At 59.4% G+C, this 23,147-nt stretch carries 21 protein-coding genes; 16 read left to right on the top strand and 5 right to left on the bottom strand.

Features of this window, described 5'->3' with window-relative positions:
- Positions 1-24 precede the first annotated feature (24 nt).
- Positions 25-564: a DUF2867 domain-containing protein gene (locus FIV03_RS25850; protein WP_209009791.1), complete on the top strand. Its 540-nt coding sequence runs from the start codon at positions 25-27 to the stop codon at positions 562-564.
- On the opposite strand, the gene FIV03_RS25845 is transcribed toward FIV03_RS25850, so the two are convergent.
- On the bottom strand, positions 549-1,205 hold the full coding sequence (locus tag FIV03_RS25845; protein WP_055659505.1) for a cupin domain-containing protein: 657 nt from the start codon (positions 1,203-1,205) through the stop codon (positions 549-551). The two genes, FIV03_RS25850 and FIV03_RS25845, sit on opposite strands and share 16 nt — an antisense overlap.
- A 157-nt stretch (positions 1,206-1,362) precedes the next feature.
- Positions 1,363-2,115 (bottom strand): transporter substrate-binding domain-containing protein, encoded by a 753-nt coding sequence (locus FIV03_RS25840; RefSeq protein ID WP_173013947.1) that lies wholly within the window; start codon positions 2,113-2,115, stop codon positions 1,363-1,365.
- Positions 2,116-2,480: 365 nt separating this feature from the next.
- On the opposite strand from FIV03_RS25840, the gene FIV03_RS25835 reads away from it, so the two are divergent.
- Positions 2,481-3,956 carry an ATP-binding protein gene (locus FIV03_RS25835; protein WP_031268989.1) on the top strand — a complete coding sequence of 492 codons (1,476 nt, stop codon included), beginning with the start codon at positions 2,481-2,483 and terminating at the stop codon, positions 3,954-3,956.
- 80 nt (positions 3,957-4,036) lie between these two features.
- Positions 4,037-4,405, top strand: coding sequence for a nuclear transport factor 2 family protein (locus FIV03_RS25830; RefSeq protein ID WP_152511488.1), 369 nt, complete (start codon positions 4,037-4,039; stop codon positions 4,403-4,405).
- Between the two features lie 112 nt (positions 4,406-4,517).
- On the opposite strand, the gene FIV03_RS25825 is transcribed toward FIV03_RS25830, so the two are convergent.
- A complete protein-coding gene (locus FIV03_RS25825; RefSeq protein ID WP_152511487.1) occupies positions 4,518-4,832 on the bottom strand; it encodes a hypothetical protein in 315 nt (104 codons plus the stop codon).
- A gap of 172 nt (positions 4,833-5,004) precedes the next feature.
- Positions 5,005-7,038, bottom strand: coding sequence for a methyl-accepting chemotaxis protein (locus FIV03_RS25820; RefSeq protein ID WP_173013946.1), 2,034 nt, complete (start codon positions 7,036-7,038; stop codon positions 5,005-5,007).
- 192 nt (positions 7,039-7,230) lie between these two features.
- Between FIV03_RS25820 and hmgA the strand changes: the two genes are divergently transcribed.
- The 5 genes from hmgA to FIV03_RS25795 all read left to right on the top strand — a co-directional run bounded on the left by hmgA (position 7,231) and on the right by FIV03_RS25795 (position 12,039).
- Positions 7,231-8,601 carry a homogentisate 1,2-dioxygenase gene (gene hmgA / locus FIV03_RS25815; protein WP_152511485.1) on the top strand — a complete coding sequence of 457 codons (1,371 nt, stop codon included), beginning with the start codon at positions 7,231-7,233 and terminating at the stop codon, positions 8,599-8,601.
- A gap of 183 nt (positions 8,602-8,784) precedes the next feature.
- Positions 8,785-9,798 (top strand): fumarylacetoacetate hydrolase family protein, encoded by a 1,014-nt coding sequence (locus FIV03_RS25810; protein ID WP_077290443.1) that lies wholly within the window; start codon positions 8,785-8,787, stop codon positions 9,796-9,798.
- 157 nt (positions 9,799-9,955) lie between these two features.
- Positions 9,956-10,546 carry a carboxymuconolactone decarboxylase family protein gene (locus FIV03_RS25805; protein ID WP_152511484.1) on the top strand — a complete coding sequence of 197 codons (591 nt, stop codon included), beginning with the start codon at positions 9,956-9,958 and terminating at the stop codon, positions 10,544-10,546.
- On the top strand, positions 10,543-11,502 hold the full coding sequence (locus tag FIV03_RS25800) for an MBL fold metallo-hydrolase (protein WP_152511483.1): 960 nt from the start codon (positions 10,543-10,545) through the stop codon (positions 11,500-11,502). Before FIV03_RS25805 ends, FIV03_RS25800 begins: the two co-directional genes overlap by 4 nt.
- Positions 11,503-11,505: 3 nt before the next feature.
- Complete coding sequence (locus tag FIV03_RS25795) at positions 11,506-12,039, top strand: DinB family protein (protein ID WP_152511482.1); 534 nt, start codon at positions 11,506-11,508, stop codon at positions 12,037-12,039.
- Here the strand turns inward: FIV03_RS25795 and FIV03_RS25790 are convergent.
- A complete protein-coding gene (locus FIV03_RS25790; RefSeq protein WP_023000078.1) occupies positions 12,036-12,266 on the bottom strand; it encodes a hypothetical protein in 231 nt (76 codons plus the stop codon). The two genes, FIV03_RS25795 and FIV03_RS25790, sit on opposite strands and share 4 nt — an antisense overlap.
- Positions 12,267-12,391: 125 nt before the next feature.
- Between FIV03_RS25790 and FIV03_RS25785 the strand changes: the two genes are divergently transcribed.
- The 8 genes from FIV03_RS25785 to FIV03_RS25750 all read left to right on the top strand — a co-directional run bounded on the left by FIV03_RS25785 (position 12,392) and on the right by FIV03_RS25750 (position 22,805).
- Positions 12,392-14,008: an FAD-dependent oxidoreductase gene (locus FIV03_RS25785; RefSeq protein WP_152511481.1), complete on the top strand. Its 1,617-nt coding sequence runs from the start codon at positions 12,392-12,394 to the stop codon at positions 14,006-14,008.
- Positions 14,008-14,196, top strand: coding sequence for a DUF2783 domain-containing protein (locus FIV03_RS25780; protein WP_152511480.1), 189 nt, complete (start codon positions 14,008-14,010; stop codon positions 14,194-14,196). The genes FIV03_RS25785 and FIV03_RS25780 overlap by 1 nt, the downstream gene beginning before the upstream one ends.
- 303 nt (positions 14,197-14,499) lie before the next feature.
- Positions 14,500-15,408 carry a metal ABC transporter substrate-binding protein gene (locus tag FIV03_RS25775; protein WP_209009789.1) on the top strand — a complete coding sequence of 303 codons (909 nt, stop codon included), beginning with the start codon at positions 14,500-14,502 and terminating at the stop codon, positions 15,406-15,408.
- A gap of 88 nt (positions 15,409-15,496) precedes the next feature.
- Positions 15,497-16,396: a manganese/iron ABC transporter ATP-binding protein gene (locus FIV03_RS25770; RefSeq protein WP_062489545.1), complete on the top strand. Its 900-nt coding sequence runs from the start codon at positions 15,497-15,499 to the stop codon at positions 16,394-16,396.
- Positions 16,396-17,307 carry a metal ABC transporter permease gene (locus FIV03_RS25765; protein ID WP_152511478.1) on the top strand — a complete coding sequence of 304 codons (912 nt, stop codon included), beginning with the start codon at positions 16,396-16,398 and terminating at the stop codon, positions 17,305-17,307. The genes FIV03_RS25770 and FIV03_RS25765 overlap by 1 nt, the downstream gene beginning before the upstream one ends.
- Complete coding sequence (locus FIV03_RS25760; RefSeq protein ID WP_152511477.1) at positions 17,307-18,158, top strand: metal ABC transporter permease; 852 nt, start codon at positions 17,307-17,309, stop codon at positions 18,156-18,158. The genes FIV03_RS25765 and FIV03_RS25760 overlap by 1 nt, the downstream gene beginning before the upstream one ends.
- Positions 18,159-18,463: 305 nt before the next feature.
- Entirely contained in the window at positions 18,464-19,642 is a 1,179-nt protein-coding gene (locus FIV03_RS25755; protein ID WP_152511476.1) for an efflux RND transporter periplasmic adaptor subunit, read from the top strand.
- A gap of 31 nt (positions 19,643-19,673) precedes the next feature.
- A complete protein-coding gene (locus tag FIV03_RS25750; protein ID WP_062489541.1) occupies positions 19,674-22,805 on the top strand; it encodes an efflux RND transporter permease subunit in 3,132 nt (1,043 codons plus the stop codon).
- Positions 22,806-23,147: the final 342 nt, after the last annotated feature.

Genomic DNA, 23,147 nt, shown 5'->3' with positions numbered 1-23,147 from the left:
GCTGGAGGAAGCCAGGGCATGGCCATGACCGACAAACTGCCGGAAGAAAGTCTCCTCAATACCTATAAGGCAGCCGACGATTATCTCGACACCTTTTCGATCCCGATCCGCGGACGGGAAGACCTTTTGACCGCAGATATGCGCGTACTTGCCGAACGTATCCTGATGGCAGAAATCGGCTGGGTGACTGCGCTTCTCTCGTTCCGCGACAAGCTTGCAGGCCTCGTCGGCATGAAGACAACGAAGGCCCTGGCACAGGAACAAGGTGCCGATAACATCATCTGCAAGGGCGAGGGAGACCGGATCGGTTTCTTCAAGATCTATTCGGTTTCAGAAGATGAGATCATTCTGGGCGAGAACGACTGGCACCAGGATTTCCGTGTCTCCGTGTTCCGGAAAAGGGGAGGAGCCGCGCGGATCTATGTCTCGACCTGCTGCAAACGGCATAACCTTGCCGGTCATGCCTATCTTGCGTTGATCCTGCCGTTGCACAAGATGATCGTCAAAACCCAGCTTTCCAGGGGGACTGCCCTCCAGAACTGGGCAACTCAGAACGCCAGGTGACCGGTCTTTCTCCAGACGCGGGCGCCCTGGGTTGTCGTGATTTCCTGCCGGGTTCCTGCCGGCAGGCGTATCCAGGTGCCTTGATCGTGACGGCCGCTCTGGTCTTCGAAACTGCCTTCAACGACAAAATACTCCGCCCCGCCCGGGAAGGTCTGCGGAGCCAGTCTGGCGCCTCTTTCCCAGTCGAGCATCACCACTTCCTCTTCCGGCCGGATGAACAGCGGCAGGATGCTCTCTCCGGGTCTGCCAGCCTGCCAGCCGCTGGGATCCAGCGTGTTCACCCGGACAAAGGCATCATCGTCAGGCTGCATCTGGCGTAATTTCACAAGGATGACGGCACCAGGTTCGCTCGAAGGCACATGGCTGGAGCCCGGAGGATTGCGGACATACATGCCTTTGGGAAAATCGCCGCTTTCATCCGAGAACACACCGTCCAGAACCAGAAATTCTTCACCCATGTCATGCTTGTGGGCGGAAAAGGCAGAGCCGGGAGCGTATCTGACCAGACTGGTGGCTCGCGCGACCTCTTCACCATCGCGCTCCAGCATCCTTCGCTCCACACCTGCCATTGGTGAGGGCACCCAGTCGAGCGTGGCGCTGTCGACAATTGCAGGCTGCGTCAGGTCTGCATGAATTTTCATCCGGTCCATCCCAATATGATTCTTATTATGTTCACATGGGGCAGGATATCCCCATTTGGAAGGGGACAGATTTGAACTCGTTGTGAAGCCTTTCAGGCATTGCACCAATCGAACCAGCCAAATCAGAGCCTGCTTATTTCTCGCGGCTGCCCGGGCCTCAGGACGGGCTGGCCTGGGACTGACCCTCGCCATCGCGTTCCGGCCACAAAAGCCGGTCATATTCTCCGGTGTCGCGAAGCTTCCTCAAACCTTGGTTGAACCGGGTGCACAGTTCCTCACCGCTTTCGATGTTCCTGGAAACGATTACGCGGTAGTCCCAAAGGACGTTGACGTTTTCCAACGACTTGAAACGCGCGGTTTCCTCGGGAGAAAAAGCGTCAGCCAATGCGTCGGCAGCCACCTCTCCGTTGCCCATGACCACATCGACACGCCCTACATCAAGCATCTTGAAGAGGTCTGCCAGGGAACTTTGGCGATAGACGGTGATCTGATCGGCGGTAACCAGTTTATCCAGGTCTTCCCCCAGGGCTGCTCCGTCAAGTGCGCCAAGGCTCAATCCGCTGAGGTCCTGCACATTTTGCGCATTCACAGGTCGGTCTGACGAAAAGAAGAATTGCTCGCGCTCAACCAGAACTGCGTCGCAGAAATGAAAGAAAGGTTCTCGCTCAGCGGTTTTGCCCCAACCTGCGGAGGCCTGCCAGCGGCCGGACTGGGCTTCCAGCAGGGCACGTTTCCAGGGAAAGAAGCCGTACTCCACTGTAAGGCCTTCAAGTTCGAAGGCTTTTGCGACCACTTTGGCGTAGGTTCCGTAACCTTCGTTACTCTCTGAAAAATAAGGAGGCCACTCACCAACGGCGATACGGACGATATCGGCTTTGGCGGGATGTACCGAAAGCGCAAGGATCGACAACACAGCGCCGGCGAGCAGCGTTTTGAGTTGTATAAAAAAGAGCCGGCACGAAGAGCCTGCCAATCCATTGACTGTCACAGCGATTTCCCTGAAAAAGCTCTCGTTCCACCAACCTTAGCACAGAAGTCCTGCTTGGCACCTGGCAAAGCCGACATTGCTTAACGCAGGCCCGAACCGGATTTTCGGCCTCTTCTGGCGGCAGCCTGTCACTTAAAGGTTGCTATTCGGTGGAATTCTGGGAAAACCCGGCTTTCCCGGCAGGCTGGCTTTGCAAGTGGCACGGAATCGTGCTGACTACCGCACTGCACGAAATCCAGAAAACGGAGAAGCCGCAGCGCTGCCGAGGCTGCAAGAAAAGTGGTCGCATGACGGTACAAATCGATATCGGGGAAATGACGGGCGGCGCACGCGCCGGTCTTGATCTGGAAGAACTGCTGGCAACGCGCCTTCTGGTGCAGGGCAATTCCGGCTCGGGGAAGTCGCATCTCCTGCGCCGGCTTCTTGAACAGTCCGCGAGCTGGGTCCAGCAGGCCATTATCGATCCTGAAGGCGATTTCGTGTCTCTGGCAGACAAGTTCGGCCATGTCGTTGTCGATGCGGTCGGCACCGAGAAGGATCTTCAGATGATCGCCGCACGGGTGCGTCAGCACCGGGTGTCGGTGGTCCTCAATCTGGAAGGTCTTGATGCAGACCGGCAAATGAAAGCGGCTGCAACCTTTCTCGACGGCCTGTTCGATGCGGACCGCGATCTCTGGTATCCGATGCTGGTCATCGTTGATGAAGCACAGCTGTTTGCACCTGCCGCCGCCGGCGAGGTGACCGAGGAGGCCCGACGCCGTTCCCTCGGGGCCATGACCAACCTGATGTGTCGCGGCCGCAAACGAGGACTGGCCGGCGTCATTGCCACCCAGCGTCTCGCCAAGCTTGCCAAGAACGTCGCCGCCGAAGCGTCCAACTTCCTGATGGGCCGTACGTTCCTGGATATCGACATGGCGCGTGCTGCCGATCTTCTCGGCATGGAGCGGCGCCAGGCCGAAAGTTTCAGAAATCTCGACAGGGGTCACTTCATCGCTCTCGGACCGGCCATGTCACGCCGTCCCGTTCCGGTCAAGATCGGTCCGGTGGAGACCATGGGGCGGGGCGGAACACATAAACTGCTGCCACTGCCGGAGCAGCCCAAGGAAGACGCCAAGGATCTGATCTTCACACCGGGAGCGGACGAAGTTCAGCCGGTGCGCCAGCGTTTCGTCGAGCCTGTGGTTTCGACCGGCGACGTGCTCGACCAGCTCAGCAGTGCAGAACGAGCTAGTGCTGAAGACGTGCCACAGGCTGAGAGCCTGCTCGATTTCGGCGAACGCGAGCAGAAAATTTCCGAAATCATTGCAGGTATTCTGGAAGACGAGGAAGCTGCGTTCCAGCCGATTGCCACGCTCTATCAGGACTTTCAGGTCCGCTGCCGCATTTCCAAACTGGCGGGCGGCGCACCGGACCTGCAGACTTTCCGAGAAAAGCTCTCCGTTGCCCGTGCGGGCGTCGAAAAGGGCGAAATGGACGACGGAGCTTGGGCCCAGGCGGAACTGATCGCCTCCGAACTGCCGGAAGACATGCGCGGTGTGTACCTGTTGCTGGCAAAGGCCGCGATCGCGAAGGCGCCGTGCCCTGGCAACATTGAAATTGCCACCGCCTACGGCACACGGTCTCCCGGCAGGGCGCGCTGGCTGTTGAGCCATATGGAAGAACGCGGATTTCTTGTCTGCGCCACCGACTTGCGCGGCAATCGTATCGTGACGCTGACCGACCTTGGCTGGCAGACGGCACCGGGTGACGAAGCTGCCGCCTGATGCAGCCTTTCCAGCACACTGACTGGCGAGATGGCAAACTTTCGCGCATGCTTCCGCAGAAGACTGCAAGGGAGGCAAACATGACGCTGGAAGAGACCATCGACATCTATTGTGCAGCCTGGTCTGAACGTGACCCATCCTATCGGCAGGATCTGCTTGGCAGGTCCGTAGCGGAAGACATCAGATACACGGACCCGGAAACCGATGTGACCGGTATCGCTGCGCTGGTTGACCACATCTCCGGCGTCCTGGCCAAAAGGGTCGGTGCGAAGATCCTTCGGACCAGCAGTATCGACAGCCACCACGGCTCAGCACGGTTTGCGTGGCAGATGGTCAATGCGGACGGAACGGCGCTGCCGGAAGGACTTGATGTCGTCTGGATTGACGACCAAAGCGGCAAGCTGAGCGCGGTCTTCGGCTTCTTCGGGCCACTGAAGCGGGAAGGGTGACTGGCGGTGGTTCCCCGCCAGATCTCGCGCTGTTCACGCAGGCACTGAAACCTGAACGCTCTTCAAGTGCAGTCCGCCCTTTGGGGGCCGAAAGTCTGCATGGCAATGACAATCAAATCGCCGGACGCATCCTGCGGCCCAGCTCAGGCCGGTTTGCTTCCGCCGGTTTCGATGCCAGCAGATAGTCGAGTTGTGAAAGCTCCACCGAAATGCCATCGATCGTGCGGGTAAGCACGCCTTCCAGATAACTGCCACCGGGAGATCTGTCGCGGATCGCGATAGCCCGCTCCCGCGCCTTGCGCAGGTAAAGCATCATTGTGCGGACCTCGCCGCGCGTGACGGAGGTCAGTTGTTCCGTGCCTGGCGTCGACGCAGCAGCGGAGGAAACAGCGCAGGAATGCGCAACAGCAGTGTCGGCGAGCCGCATCGATCTTCTCCAGTGTTCCTGTTTTGTTCTTTTTACGTCAGCTCGTATTTTCATTCAAGTGTGGAATCTCAAAACAGCCATTTTCGAGAGCGGGAAATATGCCGGACAAAACAAAAAAACGGGCTCGCACAAGGGTTTGCGCGAACCCGGTTCTTGAGGTTATGTACCTGACCTAAGCGGCGCGGACGCGGCTCAGGAAGTCTGCAATGGTGGCCTGCAAGCCCTGGGCATGTTCGGAAACCGACTGGGACACCGACAGGACGTCGGCTGCCGAGCTGCTGGTTTCCTCGGCTGCCTGCATCACGTCGCCAACGCTGTTGCTCATGTCGCTGGTGCAGCTGGCTGCTTGCTGGACATTGTGGCTGATCTCGTTGGTGGCATCACCCTGCTGCGAGATCGCCGCGGCAATGGCTGCCGTGAACTGGTTGACCTCTTCCATGGTGCTGGCGATTTCCTGGATCGAGCCGACGGCATTGCGTGTCGAGGACTGGATACCGGTGACCTGCGTGGAGATTTCTTCCGTCGCCTTGGCGGTTTGCGTGGCCAGTTCCTTCACTTCCGCGGCAACCACCGCAAAGCCCTTGCCGGCTTCTCCGGCGCGAGCGGCTTCGATGGTGGCATTCAGCGCCAGCAAGTTGGTCTGTTCGGCGATCGCCTGAATGAGGCTGACCACTTCACCGATCTTCTGCGCGGCGCTGTCGAGGCTTCCGACCTTGTCGTTGGAGTCGTTGGCAGCACGGGTTGCACTCGTGACGACTTCCTTCGTCTGGCCGATCTGGCGACCGATTTCGGAAATCGAGGCGGACAGCTCTTCTGCGGCGGAAGCCACGGTCTGGACGCTGCTCTGTGCAACTTCGGAAGATCCGGCAACCGAGGAAACCTTGGCGGAAGTGTCGCGCGCGATCGCATCGAGAGACGCCGCGGTCTGCTCCATGCGCTTGCTGTTGCCGCTGACCTGGTCGAGAACGGCGTGGACGTCGCGCTCGAAGGTTTCGATCAAGGCTTCGACAGTCTTCTGGCGCTCCAGCTGGCTGTGTTGCGCCTGCTCGGTGTCGTTCTGCAGCGAACGCCGTTCGGTTTCGTTTTCAACGAAGATTTCAAGCGCACCGGCCATCTGGCCGATTTCGTCCTTGCGGTCGAGATAGGCCACCGGCGTATCGACATCGCCTTCGGTAAGCTTGCGCATGCGAGCTGTCAGCATCTGCACCGGTCCGGCAATTGTGGAACCAAGCATCCACATCAGGAACGTGCCGGCTACCAGCAGGCCGAGGGCGAGCAGCAGGCTCATCTGCATGGTGGAATTGGCGCTTGCCAGAAGTTCGCTCTCGTCAACGGCGACAACGATGAACCAGTGTTGGCCGGTGCCGTCCAGTTCGAAGCCCTTGATGGCTTCCACGGTACCGTTTTCGGTCGTGAAGGCAGCTTCATTCTTGATCGACTGGATCTTGTCGACCATTGCCGCATCGGCCTTCTGGCCGAGGAGGGCCGCGTCCGGATGGGACACCCAGACACCGGCTTCGCTGAGAAGGCCGACATAGCCGCTTTCATAGGTCTGGCCGGCGCTCACCGCCTTCTGCAGGCCTTCCAGCGACACGTCGATGGTGGCGCCACCGATGCCGCGTCCGGAAGCATCCATGATCGGCGAGGAGGCCGTCGCCATCAGCACGTCGACATTATTGACCGGGTAGAGATAGGGCTCGGTGACTGTGTCGTGGCCCAGGTTCTTCGGCTTGTCGTACCACTCTTCAGAGCCGCTATCGCCACCGAACAGGAGCGGTTCCCAGGCGACTTTTGTTTCGGCGTGATAGAAATACGGAATGAAGCGTCCCTTTTCGTCGGAGAAGTTGGCGCCTGCATTGTCCGCGTCCTTGCCGGCCATGTCCGGTTCCAGGATCGCACCGCCGCCGACAAAATGTTTGTTCTGGCTGATCTGGTGCTGCATCACGGCTGCATAGGCGTTGCGATCGCTGACGCCGGCGTGCTGCATTCCTTCCAGGGCATCGGCCGCAGCGCGGGCCGCAAGCTGTGCCTGTGCCAGCGTCTTGCCGGCATCCAGAGCAAGTGCCTCGGCAGTCTTGCGGATGAGATCTTCACCCGATTTCTGCGACGTGGCCTGGGTCATGAAGGTGACGGCAAGAATAAGCGTCAGGAATCCAACCAGGAACACGCCGCTCGAGGCGAAAAAGATTCGATTTCTAAGAGACATGAAAAGCTCCAACGGTGAGACTGCGGGAACCCTAGGAGACGCACGTAAAGCAAAGCTTACGTTCTGCGGCTTTTTTGCATTGCGGCAGCAGAAAATCCGGCCCGTTCGCAAAAGCATCGACATGCCGCTTGATCCCGGGGATCAAAATGGTTACATATGCAACTAAATTCATCTCCGAACCGGGAGGACGTCATGGATCAGAGAACCGACAGCAATCAAAATCTAGCTGGAAACGGCCGTAACACGGCGGATCTGGAATATATGCCGGGCTTCGGCAACGATTTTGAAACCGAGGCTCTGCCGGGCGCCCTGCCGCAGGGCATGAACAGCCCGCAGAAATGTGCCTATGGCCTTTATGGCGAGCAGTTGTCCGGCACCGCCTTCACCGCTCCAAGCCATCAGAACGAGCGGACCTGGTGCTATCGCATCCGCCCGTCGGTCAAGCACACCAGCCGGTTCAGGAAGATCGACCTGCCTTACTGGAAATCGGCTCCAAATGTCTGCGACGACGTGGTTTCGCTCGGCCAGTACCGCTGGGATCCGGTGCCACATACGGATGAAGGCCTCAACTGGCTGACCGGCATGCGCACCATGACGACGGCAGGCGACGTCAATACACAGGTTGGCATGGCCAGCCACATCTACCTGATCACCAAGTCGATGGAGGACGAATATTTCTACTCCGCCGACAGCGAATTGTTGGTGGTTCCGCAGGAAGGTGTCCTCAGGTTTTGCACCGAGCTCGGCGTGATCGAGCTGGAGCCGAAGGAAATCGCAATCCTTCCGCGCGGCCTCGTTTACCGGGTCGAGCTGGTGGAGGGGCCGGCACGCGGGTTTATCTGCGAGAACTACGGCCAGAAATTCGAACTGCCGGGCAGGGGGCCGATCGGGGCAAATTGCATGGCAAACCGCCGTGACTTCAAGACGCCTGTCGCGCACTACGAGGATCGCGATGCCCCGTCGACAGTGACTGTGAAATGGTGCGGCCAGTTCCACGAAACAAAGATCGGTCACTCGCCTCTCGACGTTGTTGCCTGGCATGGCAACTATGCGCCCTGCAAATACGACCTCAGGAACTATTGCCCGATCGGGTCGATCCTGTTCGATCATCCCGATCCGTCGATCTTCACGGTGCTTACCGCCCCGTCCGGGGTTCCGGGCACCGCCAACATCGACTTCGTGCTGTTCCGCGAGCGCTGGATGGTGATGGAAGATACCTTCCGGCCACCCTGGTATCACAAGAACATCATGTCGGAGCTGATGGGCAACATTTACGGCCAGTACGATGCCAAGCCGCAGGGCTTCATTCCCGGTGGCATGAGCCTGCACAACATGATGCTGCCGCATGGGCCGGACAACAATGCCTTCGAAGGCGCTTCGAATGCCGACCTGAAGCCGGAAAAGCTCGACAATACAATGTCCTTCATGTTCGAGACCCGTTTCCCGCAGCACCTTACGGAATTCGCCGCCAAGGATGCTCCACTGCAGGACGATTACATTGACTGCTGGGACTCGCTGGGCAAAAAATTCGATGGCACGCCCGAAGGGACGTGGAACAAATAGTCAAACCATCCAGGATTTGACCAACCGCAAACGGCAGATTGATCCGCACGAGTAGGTTACCCTGAACCTCCGGCGGTCCCCCCGGAGGCGGACAAGAACAAAGGCAGGAAGCCGCTGGAGGCTTCCCGGGAGAAACCATCGTCGGGCACCACGGTCTGGCGAACATTAGGAGCTGAAAACCCGATGAAACTGGCAACGCTCAAGGATGGCAGCCGCGACGGCAAGCTGGTGGTGGTCAACGACCGCCTGACCTTCTGCACCGACGCAAGCCACATCGCGCCGACTTTGCAGGCAGCGCTCGATGACTGGGAACATGTGGCACCGAAGCTGGAACTGCTGGCCGAGAGCCTGTCTCACGAAGCCGTACCGACGCTGCGTTTCCATGAACACGACGCTCATTCGCCGCTGCCGCGTGCCTACCAGTGGGCGGATGGTTCGGCCTACGTCAACCACGTCGAACTGGTGCGCAAGGCGCGCGGTGCGAAGATGCCGGAAAGCTTCTGGACGGACCCGCTGATGTATCAGGGCGGTTCCGACACATTCCTCGCCCCGCGTGATCCGATCTCCATGCGCGATGAGGCCTGGGGCATCGATATGGAAGGCGAAATTGCTGTCGTCACCGGCGATGTGCCGATGGGTGTCAGCGCGGAAGCCGCGCGCGATCACATCCTTCTTGTGCTTCTGGTCAACGACGTTTCCCTGCGTGGCCTGATCCCGGCAGAACTCGGCAAGGGTTTCGGCTTCTTCCAGTCCAAGCCGTCTTCCGCCTTTTCGCCGGTTGCCGTCACGCCGGATGCGCTTGGCGATGCCTGGAAGGGTGGCAAGCTTCACCTGCCGCTGCATGTCGACCTCAACGGTCAGCCGTTCGGCCGCGCAAACGCGGGCATCGACATGACCTTCGATTTCGGCCAGCTCATTGCCCATGCGGCAAAGACCCGGCCGCTCAGTGCCGGCACGATCATCGGTTCGGGCACGGTCTCCAACAAGCTGGACGGTGGTCCGGGCAAGCCGGTGGCAGACGGTGGCGTCGGTTATTCCTGCGTTGCCGAGATCCGCATGATCGAAACGATCAACACGGGCGAAGCGAAGACACCTTTCCTGAAGTTCGGAGACACTGTCCGCATCGAGATGCTCGACACCGAAGGCCATTCGATCTTCGGCGCCATCGAGCAGACCGTGGAGAAATACGAAGGGTAGTGATCGGATTTTCCGGGATCTAGACACCGTTTTCGGCAAGTAGCCTCTCCGCCTTGTGGGGAGGGGCTCGGGGGTGTGGTTTTCCATCCCGGAGAAAGACAAGAGTGCTGCGTTGGGTTGAGCCCTTCCGCCGCCAGAATATTTCAGGGAGAGGGCAATGCCTCACGTCGACCCGCTTGACCGGGCGGATCTGCCTCAGTTCGAGGAAAAATTCGCGCGTTACGATGCAATTCGCGGCTTTCTGCCGAACTCGATCCTCACCATGGCGCGCCGGCCGAATATCGCCAAGGCGTTCATGGATCTGAACCAGGCGATCCTTTATGAAGGCACGGTGCCGGAAGACCTGAAGATGATGGTCGCACTCATGACATCCATGGCGACCGGCTGCCGCTATTGCCAGGGCCACATGGCCAATCTGAGCCACGTCTACGATGTGCCGGACGAAAAGATTGCCGCCGTATGGGAATGCGAGACTTCGCCGCTCTTTACGGAGGCCGAAAAAGCGGCACTGGTGCTGGCCCGCGAGGCTGCCGGTGTTCCGAACGACGTGACCGAAGCTCATTTTGCGGCGCTCAAGCCGCATTTCAACGACGCCGAGATTGTCGAGATCGTCGCTTCGATCGCGCTCTTTGGCTACCTCAACCGGTGGAATGACACCATGGCAACCACAATGGAAGCCCATCCGGCTGCCGTCGCCAAAAAGGCGATGCCCGCATGGGACGAAGGCAAACACGGAGCCTCTGAATGAGCAAGCAATTCGCATCCGCCGGAGACATGACCGAGAAGAAGATCTCCTTCACCGAGATCGGCAAGGATCTCTGGGCCTTTACCGCTGAAGGTGACCCGAACACCGGCGTCATCATCGGCGACGACAGCGTCATGATCGTTGAGGCGCAGGCGACCCCCGAACTCGCCAACAAGGTCATTGAGAAGGTGCGGTCCGTCACCGACAAGCCGATCAGCCACCTTGTGTTGACGCATTACCACGCCGTTCGCGTGCTGGGGGCTGCCGCTTATCGGGCACCGACCGCGATCATGAGCCAGAAGGCCCGTTCGATGGTCGTGGAACGGGGCGCGGAAGACAGAGAATCCGAATTCATGCGCTTCCCGCGTCTGTTCATGGGCTATGAAAACGTCAACGACATTCCGCCTCTGACCTGGCCGACCACCACCTTCAACGACCGCATGACTGTCTATCTCGGCAAGCGCCGGGTAGACCTCAGCTTCCTTGGTCGCGCCCACACGGCCGGGGATATCGTTATCCACGTGCCGGACGCGAACGTCATGTTCACCGGCGACATCGTCGAATACCACTCGGCCTGCTACTGCGGCGACGGCCATTTCAACGACTGGCCGACAACGTTGGAAGCGATCCGTTCCTTCGATGTGGAGGCTATCGCGCCAGGCCGCGGCGATGCGCTGGTCGGCAAGGAGATGGTGGGCAAGGCGCTGACCAACACCGCCGATTTCGTCTCCTCGACCTATCGGCCGGTGGCCCGGGTCGCCCAGGGTGGCGGATCACTGAAAGAAGCCTGGGACGCCTGCCGTGCCGAATGCGATCCGAAGTTCAAGGATTATGCCATCTACGAACACTGTCTGCCGTTCAACGTTGCCCGGGCCTATGACGAGGCCCTCGGCATCGACACGCCGCGCATCTGGACGGCGGAACGCGACGCCAAGATGTGGGCGGATCTGCAGGGCTGACCCATGAACACTGTCCTGGACCACCTCCGCCTGATGGCCCGCAACAACGCTTACGCGAACGAACGTCTTTACGACGCCTGTTGCCGGTTGTCGCAGGCGGAGTTCGAGGCGGAAAGAACCGGTTTCTTTCCCTCGATCCGGGAAACGCTCAACCACAATTGGGAAGTGGACCGTTACTATCTGGATGCCTTGAAGGAAGAGGGGCAGGGGCTGTCGGTATTCGACACGCCGCATCTTGCCTCTGCAGCAGAGCTGAAACGGGCCCAGGAGAGTGCCGACGGAGCTCTGATCGCATTCTGCGACCGGATGGTGGAAGGAGATCTGGACCGCAATGTCGCTCAGGACCGGGGCAAGAGCGGTGTCTTTCACGAGACGATCGCCAACACGTTGCTGCACCTCTTTCAGCACCAGATCCATCACCGGGGGCAGGTGCATGCCATGCTGGCAGGAACCAGTGTTGCGCCGCCTCAACTTGACGAGTTCTTTTTGGAGTTCGACCGCCACCCGTCGGCGCAACGTTTCTGGGAAACCGGCTAGCGCTTCGGTGCAAGGATCAGCAGGGCGAGCCAGGTGAGGCCACCTGCAAGAACTATGATCTCGCTCACCACGATGGCGATGCCGACCATGCTCCAGTTGTCGGCGAGGACGGTGGCGGGAGCCGCGATGAGAAGCGCAAGGGCGACCGCGGACATCAGTCCGGCAATCAACCGGAATGTCCAGCGTCGGCCGGATGTCAACATGTTCTGACGTGTCAGGACTGGCATGTCACACCTCCTTCTTGGGGGATTGTCTAACGAAAACGCGCAAGCCCCCCTGCGGGTTCCGCGAAACAGGCAAAGGCGAACCGGTTCACGATGCCGGTAGGCCTCGGAAATTGGGAGAAACGCCTGTGACCAAGTTGTTTGAAGCGCCGCTTTATCCGTACAAGCGGTCCCAGGATCAGGATGCGGCGGCACCCGTTCGCCATCCGGTGGTCATCATTGGAGCCGGACCGGTGGGCCTCGCCACGGCTATCGATCTGGCTCAGGCGGATGTGCCGGTCGTCGTTCTCGATGACAACGACAAGGTTAGCGTGGGCTCACGGGCAATCTGCTTTTCCAAGCGCTCGCTGGAAATCTTCGACCGGCTGGGTTGCGGCGACGAGATGGTCGACAAGGGCGTCGTCTGGAACGTCGGCAAGGTGTTTTTCGGTGACCGGCAGGTCTACGATTTCAACCTGCTTCCGGAGCAGGGGCACAAGCGCCCGGCCTTCATCAACCTGCAGCAATATTATTGTGAACTTCATCTGGTCGAGCGCATTCGCGCTCTGCAGGTGGAAGGCAAGCCGGTGGAAATCCGCGGGGGCAGCCGGGTCGCGAACCTCAACCAGCGGGACGACCACACGCTGGTGACCGTTGAAACGGTCGATGGCGCCTACAATCTGGAAGCGGAATGGCTGATTGCCTGCGACGGGGCAGGCTCGCCGTCCCGCCGGATGCTGGATCTCGATTTCGTCGGCCGGGTGTTTGAAGACAATTTCCTGATTGCCGACGTTATCATGAAGGCGGATTTCCCGACCGAGCGCTGGTTCTGGTTCGATCCGCCTTTCAACAAGGACCAGTCGGCGCTTCTGCACAAGCAGCCGGACGGGGTCTGGCGCATCGATCTTCAGCTTGGCTGGGACATCGACAAGGAAGAAGAAAAGAAACCGGAAAACGTCATTCCCCGGCTCAAGCAGATGCTGGGCCCGGATGTCGAATTCGATCTGGAGTGGGTGTCGATCTACACATTCCAGTGCCGCCGCATGGAAAAGTTCCGCCATGGCCGGGTGATCTTTGCCGGTGACAGCGCTCACCAGGTGTCGCCTTTCGGTGCGCGTGGTGCCAACTCCGGTTTCCAGGATGCCGACAACCTCGGCTGGAAGCTGAAGCTGGTCATTGACGGCAAGGCTCCGGAAAGCCTTCTGGACAGCTATGCTTTTGAGCGCGAAATGGCCGCAGACGAGAATATCCTGCAAAGCTCGCGTTCAACCGACTTCATTACTCCGAAATCGGAAATCAGCCGTATTTTCCGTGATGCGGTGCTGGACCTTTCCGAACATCACGCTTTTGCCCGGCCCCTGGTCAATTCCGGGAGGCTGTCCGTTCCTTGCGTCTATGACGGTTCGAAGCTCAATGGACCGGATGTGGAAGGCCTGCCCGCGCGCACAAGACCGGGAAGCCCGGCTGTGGATGCGCCTCTGGCAGACGGCTGGCTGCTGGACTGGCTTGGCAGCGGCTTCCATCTGCTTGGTATCGGCGCCGAAGTACCCGAGAAGCTTCTGATCGACGGTATCGAAATTACCGGTGTCAGTATCGCGACTTCCGCAGCCGGTCAGGAGATCAAGGCCCGCTATCTGGGTGACGAGGCTTCGGCTGTCTATCTGATCCGGCCAGACCAGCATGTGGCGTCGCGCTGGACAGGCTATGACCGCACTGCGGTCGAAAATGCATTTGCAATTGCACTCGGGAAAGGCGGAGAGGCCTAATGGCGGAGATTGTCACCAAACCGAACCTTGAAACGCCCGACGGGTTTTATGCTGATCTGTTGACCGCCCATGAAGGCCTTACAAAGGCCGAAAGCGATGCGTTCAATGCCCGGCTGATCCTGTTGATGGCAAACCAGATCGGTGAGCGGCAGGTGCTTGAAAGGCTGCTCGAGGCCGCCAAGCGATAGGGCACGACCTTCTTCGGTTGCTTTGTTGCAGCTCGAAGCCGTGCGAGAAACCTCCGATCTGACGCCCCACCGGCTTACCTGCCAGTGGGGCGTTTTTTATTCGATTGATACATCGGCGTGACACGCTTCAACCTTAATGCAGGAACAAGGTGGGCTTGCCCGGTGATGCCGCGTTCTTCCTGAGGTGGTACGCCCGGCGAAGGCACATCAAGACAAGAATGATATTGCAACTCATTCGCAACAAGCTTGACAGTTGCGAATGAGTTGCAATATCACTTGCAGAAATGATGTTCGAACCGGGATATGGTGATGTTGAAAAAACTGCTTCTGACGGTCTCTCTTGCGGCACTTGCGGCCGGACCGGTAAACGGCGCTTCCGCACAGGACAAAATGAAGGTGGTGACCACATTCACCGTTCTTGCCGACATTGCGCAGAATGTTGCCGGGGAGACCGCCGACGTGGTGTCGATCACCAAGCCGGGTGCCGAAATCCACGGTTATGAGCCGACACCGCAGGACATCGTGCGGGCATCCGACGCGGACCTGATCCTGTGGAACGGCATGAACCTTGAGCGTTGGTTCGAGCAGTTTCTGTCCAACCTAGGCGACATCCCCTCCGTAACACTTACAGACGGGATCGAACCGATCTCGATCGCGTCGGGTTCTTATGAAGGAAAACCGAACCCGCATGCGTGGATGGGCCTGGACAACGCGCTGATCTATATCGACAACATCTCCAAGGCATTTGCACAATACGACCCGGAGAATGCGGCGGTCTATGCCGGCAACGCGGATGCCTACAAGGCAAAGCTGCGCGAAACCATAGAGCCGCTGCGCCAGGCCGTTGCCAATATCCCGGAAGACAAGCGCTGGCTGGTGACCTGTGAAGGCGCGTTCAGCTATCTCGCTCGTGATTTCGGCATGAAGGAACTGTACCTCTGGCCGATCAACGCCGATCAGGTCGGCACGCCGCAGCAGGTCCGATCGGTGATTGACGGGGTGCGAGAGCACGACATCCCGGTCGTCTTCTGCGAGAGCACGGTCAACACTTCGCCTGCCAAGCAGGTGGCTCGGGAAACCGGCGCGAGATATGGCGGCGACCTCTATGTCGACTCCCTGAGCGAGGCGGACGGCAAGGTGCCCACCTACCTGGATTTGCTGAAGGTCACCTCGAGCACGGTGGTCGAGGGGCTGAAATCCAATTCACAGTGATGGCCCGTAATAAAGACTGCCGGGCAGCATGACCCGATGCTGCCCTTGATTGTGTCACAGTAACTTCGGATTGTACTGGAAAGCCTACATGCTGAATGTCATCAAGGACCCGGTTATGGATATGCCCAACGTCAGGGACGATGGCGGAATTGCCGCCGAAGACGTTACGGTTACCTACCGGAACGGACATACGGCACTCTGGAATGCCAGTTTCTCGATCCCGCGCGGAACCGTCACGGCTCTTGTCGGCGTCAATGGCGCGGGCAAGTCGACGCTGTTCAAGGCCATCATGGGGTTCGTGCCCACAGCCAAGGGGCGCATCCGGATCCTGGATATGACCGTCCGGGAAGCGCTCAAGAAGAACCTCGTTGCCTACGTTCCCCAATCGGAGGAAGTCGACTGGTCATTCCCCGTTCTGGTGGAGGACGTGGTGATGATGGGCCGGTATGGCCACATGGGGTTTTTGCGACGGCCAAAGCCTGCGGACCATGCCGCGGTCGACCAGGCACTGACCCGCGTGAACATGCAGGATTTTCGGCATCGGCAGATTGGTGAGCTTTCCGGCGGTCAGCGCAAGCGCGTCTTTCTCGCCCGCGCTCTTGCCCAGGATGGTCAGGTAATCCTTCTGGACGAACCTTTCACCGGCGTCGACGTGAAAACAGAAGAGCAGATCGTGGCGTTGCTGCGAGAGTTGCAGGCCGAGGGCAGGGTGATGCTTGTCTCCACCCATAACCTCGGTTCCGTTCCCGAATTCTGCGACAGGACGGTGCTGGTCAAGGGAACGGTGCTCGACTACGGGCCAACCGCGACAACCTTCACCCGTCAGAACCTGGAGAAGGCCTTTGGCGGGGTGCTGCGCCATTTCACCATTTCCGACCAGACCCTGCACACCGATGGCGATCAGCGTACGGTGACGATCCTGACCGACGACGAGCGCCCGTTCGTTCAATATGGCGACGAAGTGCAGACGAGAGAGGCGCGCGACTGATGGAGCCTTTCAGTTTCGCCTATCTTCTCGAACCCTTTCAATACGGCTACATGACCAACGCCATGTGGGTTTCCGCACTCGTTGGCGGGGTTTGCGCTTTTCTGTCGTCCTACCTGATGTTGAAGGGTTGGTCGCTGATCGGCGATGCCCTGTCTCATTCGGTCGTGCCGGGTGTGGCCGGTGCCTATATCCTGGGCCTGCCGTTTTCTCTCGGAGCGTTTCTGGCAGGCGGACTTGCAGCCGGGGCCATGCTGTTCCTGTCCGAACGGTCGGGCCTCAAGGTCGACGTCATCATCGGCCTCATCTTCACGTCCTTCTTCGGCCTTGGTCTCTTCATCGTTTCCATCAGCCCCATGTCGGTCTCGGTCCAGACGATCACCATGGGCAATATTCTGGCCATCACGCCGGAAGATACCCTGCAACTGGCCATCATCGGCTTTGTGTCGTTGGCGATCCTGACGCTCAAGTGGAAGGATCTGATGGTCACTTTCTTCGACGAAAGCCATGCCCGCACAATCGGTCTGAGGCCCGGTCTCCTCAAGGCAATCTTCTTTGTGCTTCTGTCCGCCTCCGTGGTTGCGGCCATGCAGACGGTCGGGGCCTTTCTCGTTATTGCAATGGTGGTCACGCCCGGTGCGACGGCCTACCTCTTGTGCGACCGCTTCCCGCGCCTGATCCTGACCTCCATCGCAATTGGCACGCTCACCAGCTTTGCCGGGGCCTATATCAGCTACTTTCTGGACGGGGCCACGGGCGGTATCATCGTCACCTTGCAGACCCTGATCTTCCTGTTGACTTTCATTCTGGCGCCAAAGCACGGCCTTCTGGCCGCCAGACGCAAGTCGGCGGAAGCCCTGCGCCGGGGATACGCTGCGGACGTTGCGAAACCAGAAGCGGGAGATCAGGCCTGATGGACCTCGAGACACTGCTTCTGCCGTTCAAGTTCCCCTTCATGCAGAATGCGTTTCTGATCTGCGTGATCGTGTCCATCCCGACGGCTCTCTTGTCGAGCTTCCTGGTGATCAAGGGTTGGGCCCTGATGGGGGATGCTGTCAGCCACGCGGTTTTACCCGGCATCGTACTGGCTTACATCTTTGGCATACCATTGATCGTCGGCGCTTTTGCCGCCGGCATGGTCTGTGCCGTGCTGACGGGTTACCTGTCAGGCAACAGCCGGGTGAAGCAGGATACCGTGATGGGGGTCGTGTTTTCCGGCATGTTCGGCGTCGGCATCGTGCTTTACGTCTCGATCCGGACAAACGCTCATCTGGACCACATCCTGTTCGGCAACATGCTGGGCGTGGAGCAGCACGAGCTTGTAACAGCTGGCATCATCGCTCTTGTTGTCGGCGGCGCGCTTGTGCTGAAGTGGAAAGACCTTCTGTTGCACAGTTTCGATCCCGCCCAGGCTCAGGCCTCCGGTTTGCCGGTAAAACTGTTGCACTACGGCCTTCTGGCGGCACTGTCGCTGACGATCGTGGCCACGCTTTCTGCGGCGGGCCTTATCCTGGCGGTTGCCTTGCTCATTGCACCGGGGGCAATCGCATTCCTGTTGGTCCGCACCTTCAAGACGATGCTTTACGTGTCGGTGCTGGTCTGCATGGTTTCAATGGTCGCAGGCACCTATGCCAGCTTCTTTCTGGACAGCGCGCCAGCCCCCACCATTGTCCTCATTTTGACAGCGGTTTTCATCGCCGCGTTTGCCCGCCGTCAGATCCTGACCCGGCAAGCTTCCCTGCGCCGCGTTGACGACGCCGCATAGGGACAGATCTGGCCATACCGAAAGAGAACCGGTGCCGGACGCTCGGCACTGGTTTCGGGCAATCACTACGCTATCTGGATAGAAATCCCGGCCAGAAGACGCTCTCACGGCGGTTCCGGTGGCCAGTTTCTATATCATAGGTAGAATTTGCAAAGATGGAACAACTCATTGGCGTGAAAGTGTGTCGTTTCGCTTACAAATTGGTACACCTTATCGATTGTTGGCATACGGGAATTGCCGTAGATAACTGGTTTCAGGAAACAACCGTTTTCGGCAGTGCCGGCAAGTTCTGATCGGAGTTCCAATTGTCAATTTGGAAACAGCTCGTTCTCACCCTCCTGGTTGTCATCGTGGCGGCAGGGCTCTGGGTTCGTTATTATCCGGGGGCCGGCGCACACCTGTCCGCCTGGGGGATCGACTGGCTGGATTTTGCCGTAGCCGATGCAGCGCCAAGCGAAGGTGATCAACCACGGCGTGGCCGGGGTGGGCCGCAAGGCGCCGTCGTTGCAACACCGGTTGTCGAAATCACGATCAATGATCGTCTGTCGGCCATAGGTACCAGCACAGCGCTGCAGTCTGTTGCCGTGACGCCTTACACCAGCGGCCGCATGACCGAGGTGCTGGTCAAGTCCGGCGCCACCGTGAAGGCCGGCGACGTCATTGCCAAACTGGATCTGGACGCCGAACAGATCGCGGTCGAACGGGCTGCAAATGCTCTGAAGGATGCCGAGGCCCGGCTTCAGCGTATGCAGGTGCTGCGGAAAACCAATACTGCGACGGCTGTTCAGGTGACAGACGCGGAACTCTCGGTAGACAATGCGCGGCTGCAACTTCGCGAAGCCGAACTGGCGCTTTCCCGCCGCTCCATCGAAACTCCGATCACCGGCGTGGTCGGCATTCTTCCCATTACCGCAGGCAATTACGTTTCCTCGCAGACCGTCATCGCAACCATTGACGACCGCAGCGAAATTCTCGTCGATTTCTGGGTTCCGGAGCGGTTCGCCTCCGCTATCGCGGTGGGATCTCCGATCACCGCCACGTCTGTTGCCCGCCCGGGAGAAACCTTCGAGGGTGTCATCAGTGCCGTTGACAACCGCATCGATATCGACAGCCGTACACTTCAGGTTCGTGCCCGTTTTCCGAACAAGGCCGACAAGTTGAGAGCCGGCATGTCGTTCCAGGTTTCGATGAAGTTTCCCGGCGACAAGTATCCGGCTGTTGATCCGCTTGCCGTGCAATGGGGCTCCGACGGTGCCTTCGTCTGGGCCGTGCGTGAAGGCAAGGGCGTTCGCGTTCCGGTCAGCATTATCCAGCGCAACACCGACAGCGTGCTGGTCGACGCGGAGCTGACAGTCAACGACGAGGTCGTGACCGAAGGCATTCACCTGGTTCGCAACGGAGCCGACGTGACGGTTGCAGACCGCAAACAGGCTCCGGCATCGGACACTCCGGCGACAACTGCTTCCAGCCAAAGCGGTTCCTGAGAATTGACCTGAAGGTCTTGGAGAGATTGCCATGCAGATGGACCGTTTGAAGGAACTTGGCATCACCGGCCTGTTCGTGCGGCGTCCGGTTCTTGCCTTCGTGATCAACATGCTGATCGTGGTTGCGGGGATCGCGGCAATTTTCGGCATCGAAGTGCGCGAACTGCCCGATGTCGACCGCCCGGTCATCACCGTCAGCACCGATTATCCGGCCGCAGCTGCCGAAACCATCGACCGTGAAGTGACCGGTGTCATCGAAGGCGCAGTGGCGCGAGTCTCCGGCGTGAAGTCTATCTCTTCATCGTCTTCCTTTGGCCGAAGCCGTGTGACCGTGGAATTTTCCGATGATGTCGATCTGGACGTTGCCGCTTCCGACATGCGCGATGCGCTCGGGCGCATCACCAACGATCTGCCCGAGGACGCCGAGCCTTCCCGTATCATCAAGGCTGATGCCAATGCCCAGCCGGTATTGCGCCTGGGCCTGACTTCCGACCGCATGTCGGTCGAGGACATGACGGTGCTGGTGGAAGACGAGATTTCCGACGTCCTTGCCGCTGTTCCGGGTGTCGCGGACGTCCAGGTCTACGGTGACCGTGACAAGATCTTCCGGATCGACATCGACCAGGCCAAGATGGCCAGCCTCAATCTGACCATCGCCGATGTGGCCAATGCCCTGTCCTCCATGGCCTTCGATACGCCGGCTGGCTCGCTGACCAGTCAGAACCAGGATCTGATCGTTCGCGCCACGGCTTCTATTGATACGCCCGAAGAATTCGAAAGCGTCATCATCAATCGCCGTGCAAGGCTCCGCGACTTCGTGACTGTGACACTTGGGCCGGACCTGGGCCAGACACAGCTGCGCGCCAACGGCAAGTCGGGCATCGGCCTTGGCGTCATTCGTTCGGCCCAGTCGAACACGCTCGAGATTTCGGAAGGCGTTCGCTCCGCGGTCGACCGTATCCAGGAGAACCTGCCCGAAGGCATGACCATTGAGGTCACCAGCGATGACGCCACCTTCATCAATGGCGCCATTCATGAAGTCGAGATTGCCCTTGCCATCTCGGTCAGCATCGTTCTGCTGATCATCTTCATTTTCCTGTGGGACTGGCGGGCAACCATCATTCCGGGCGTGTCCCTGCCGGTGGCGCTGATCGGCACACTGGCGGCGATCTATCTTGCCGGGTTCTCCATCAACATCCTGACGCTGCTGGCGCTGGTTCTGGCAACTGGCCTTGTCGTCGACGATGCCATCGTGGTGCTGGAAAACATCGTGCGCAGGCGAAACGAAGGCATCGGACCACGCGCTGCGGCGGTTCTGGGGGCCGAAGAGGTCTTCTTCGCAGTGCTGGCGACAACCGCGACACTGATTGCCGTGTTCGTACCGCTCTCCTTCCTGCCGGGGCAGACCGGCGGGCTGTTCCGCGAATTCGGCTTCGTACTCGCCATCGCGGTGTTCCTGTCCTCCATCGTGGCGCTGTCGCTCTGTCCCATGCTGGCCTCGCGCATTCTCAAGAGCAAACCGGCCGGTAAGGCCGATGATCACGGTGGCGGTGCCGGTGGTCTGGGGCGGATGTTGAGCGCGCTCTACCGGCGCTGCCTGCACGCATGCCTTGATGCACCGATGGTGGTTGTCGCTATTTCGCTGCTGTTTGCAGCCACCGCAGGTGTCCTGTTTCCCACCATCAAGTCGGAACTGACGCCGACTGAAGACCGCTCGATTGCCTTCATGCGCATTTCCGCGCCTCAAGGCGTCAGCCTCGATTACCTGTCTCAGCAGATGCGCCAGATCGAAAACCTGCTGGAGCCTTACCGCGAAAGCGGCGAGATCAACAGCACCTTCTCGATTGCGGGAACAGGCGGTTCCAAGAACAGCGGCTTCATCGTCATGCGTCTGGCGCCATGGGACCAGCGCGAGCGCTCGCAACAGCAGATCCTGTCCGAGGTCAGTGCGCTTGTGCGCGATGTACCGGGTGTGCGGGCCTTCGCCTTCCAGCCCAACAGCCTCGGCATTCGCGGTGCCGGGTCCGGCCTTCAGTTTGCCGTCGCCGGCAGCAACGACTATGCGACGCTCGGCGCTACGGCGGACAAGATCATCTCGGCGATGGAGCAGGACCCAAGGTTCCGTCAGGTGCGCCTGTCCACCGAGGCCACCCAGCCGCAGCTTTCGGTTTCCATCGATCGCGAACGCGCCTCCGACCTTGGCATCGACATCAACGGACTGGGCACGGCCATGCAGGCCATGCTGGACGGCCGCAAGATCGGTCAGGTTTTCATCAACGATCAGGCCTATGACGTGAAATTCGTCTCCACGTCCAATCCGATCAACGATCCGACGGACATGGAGAACATCTTCATCAAGACAGGTGATGGCCGCTTTGTACCCGTGTCGACCATTGCCAGCCTGGTGGAAAAGGCTGTGCCGCCTTCTCTTGCAAGGGAACAGCAGTTGCGCTCCGTCGCTGTTACGGCAGGTCTTGCGGACGATTTCGCCCTCGGCAATGCCTATGAGGAAGCGCTGAAGATCGCCGAACCGTTGCTGCCGCCCGGTGCCCGTATCGTGCCGCTGGCGGAAACGGCAACGCTGGGTGAACAGTCATCCTCCATGGCGCGCACCTTCGGCTTTGCGATCATCATCATCCTGCTTGTGCTGGCGGCCCAGTTCGAGAGCTTCATCAGTGCGCTCATCATCATGGCGACGGTTCCGCTTGGCCTGGCCTGCGCTGTCTTCGCCATGCTGCTGACCGGGACGACACTCAACGTCTATTCCCAGATCGGCCTCGTGCTGCTTGTGGGCATCATGGCGAAGAACGGCATCCTGATCGTGGAATTTGCGAACCAGCTGCGGGATCGCGGACAGGGATTGCGCGAAGCGATCGAGAATGCCTCGAACATTCGACTGAGACCGGTAATGATGACCATGATCTGTACCATTGTCGGCGGCGTGCCGCTGATCATGGCAAGCGGGGCAGGGGCAGAAGCGCGAATTGCCCTGGGGTTTGTCATCGTCGGCGGTCTGGGCCTTGCGACTGTCTCGACCCTGTTCCTGACACCGGTTGCCTATCTCCTGCTCGGACGGTTCATCACACCGGCCGTTCAGGAAGAAGAGCGCCTCCACAAGGAAATGGACGCGGCAAGGGCGATAGGTCAGCAACCGGGCGAGTGACAACACTGGAAAGCCGGCTTTGAGCTGGCTTTCACCCAACCGCAGACATCTTGGACGCAGCGCAGCTGAGATCCGGGATTGGAGAGCCGGTTCGCGCCAGTTGAGGCAGGTGAACTAGGTATCTTCAAAATCGAAAGACAGTGCCTCTCCGATCCCGGCTCATGCTGCGCTTGGCCGGGATGACGATGGGGAGGCTGGTTTTGACAGTGAGCAAAGGCTGCCACCCACCTTCTGGTTTCTCGGCGCAGTCTCCCCTTTCAGTTTGTCATCCCGGACGCAGCGCAGCGAAGATCCGGGATCGGGGTGCCGGTGCAGATGAAACGGGTACCTTGATATCCGAAA

Source organism: Labrenzia sp. THAF187b, assembly GCF_009363375.1.
Taxonomy (GTDB): domain Bacteria; phylum Pseudomonadota; class Alphaproteobacteria; order Rhizobiales; family Stappiaceae; genus Roseibium; species Roseibium algicola.
Note: the sequence above shows the minus strand (reverse complement) of the source record. Positions and strands in the feature narration are given on the sequence as shown.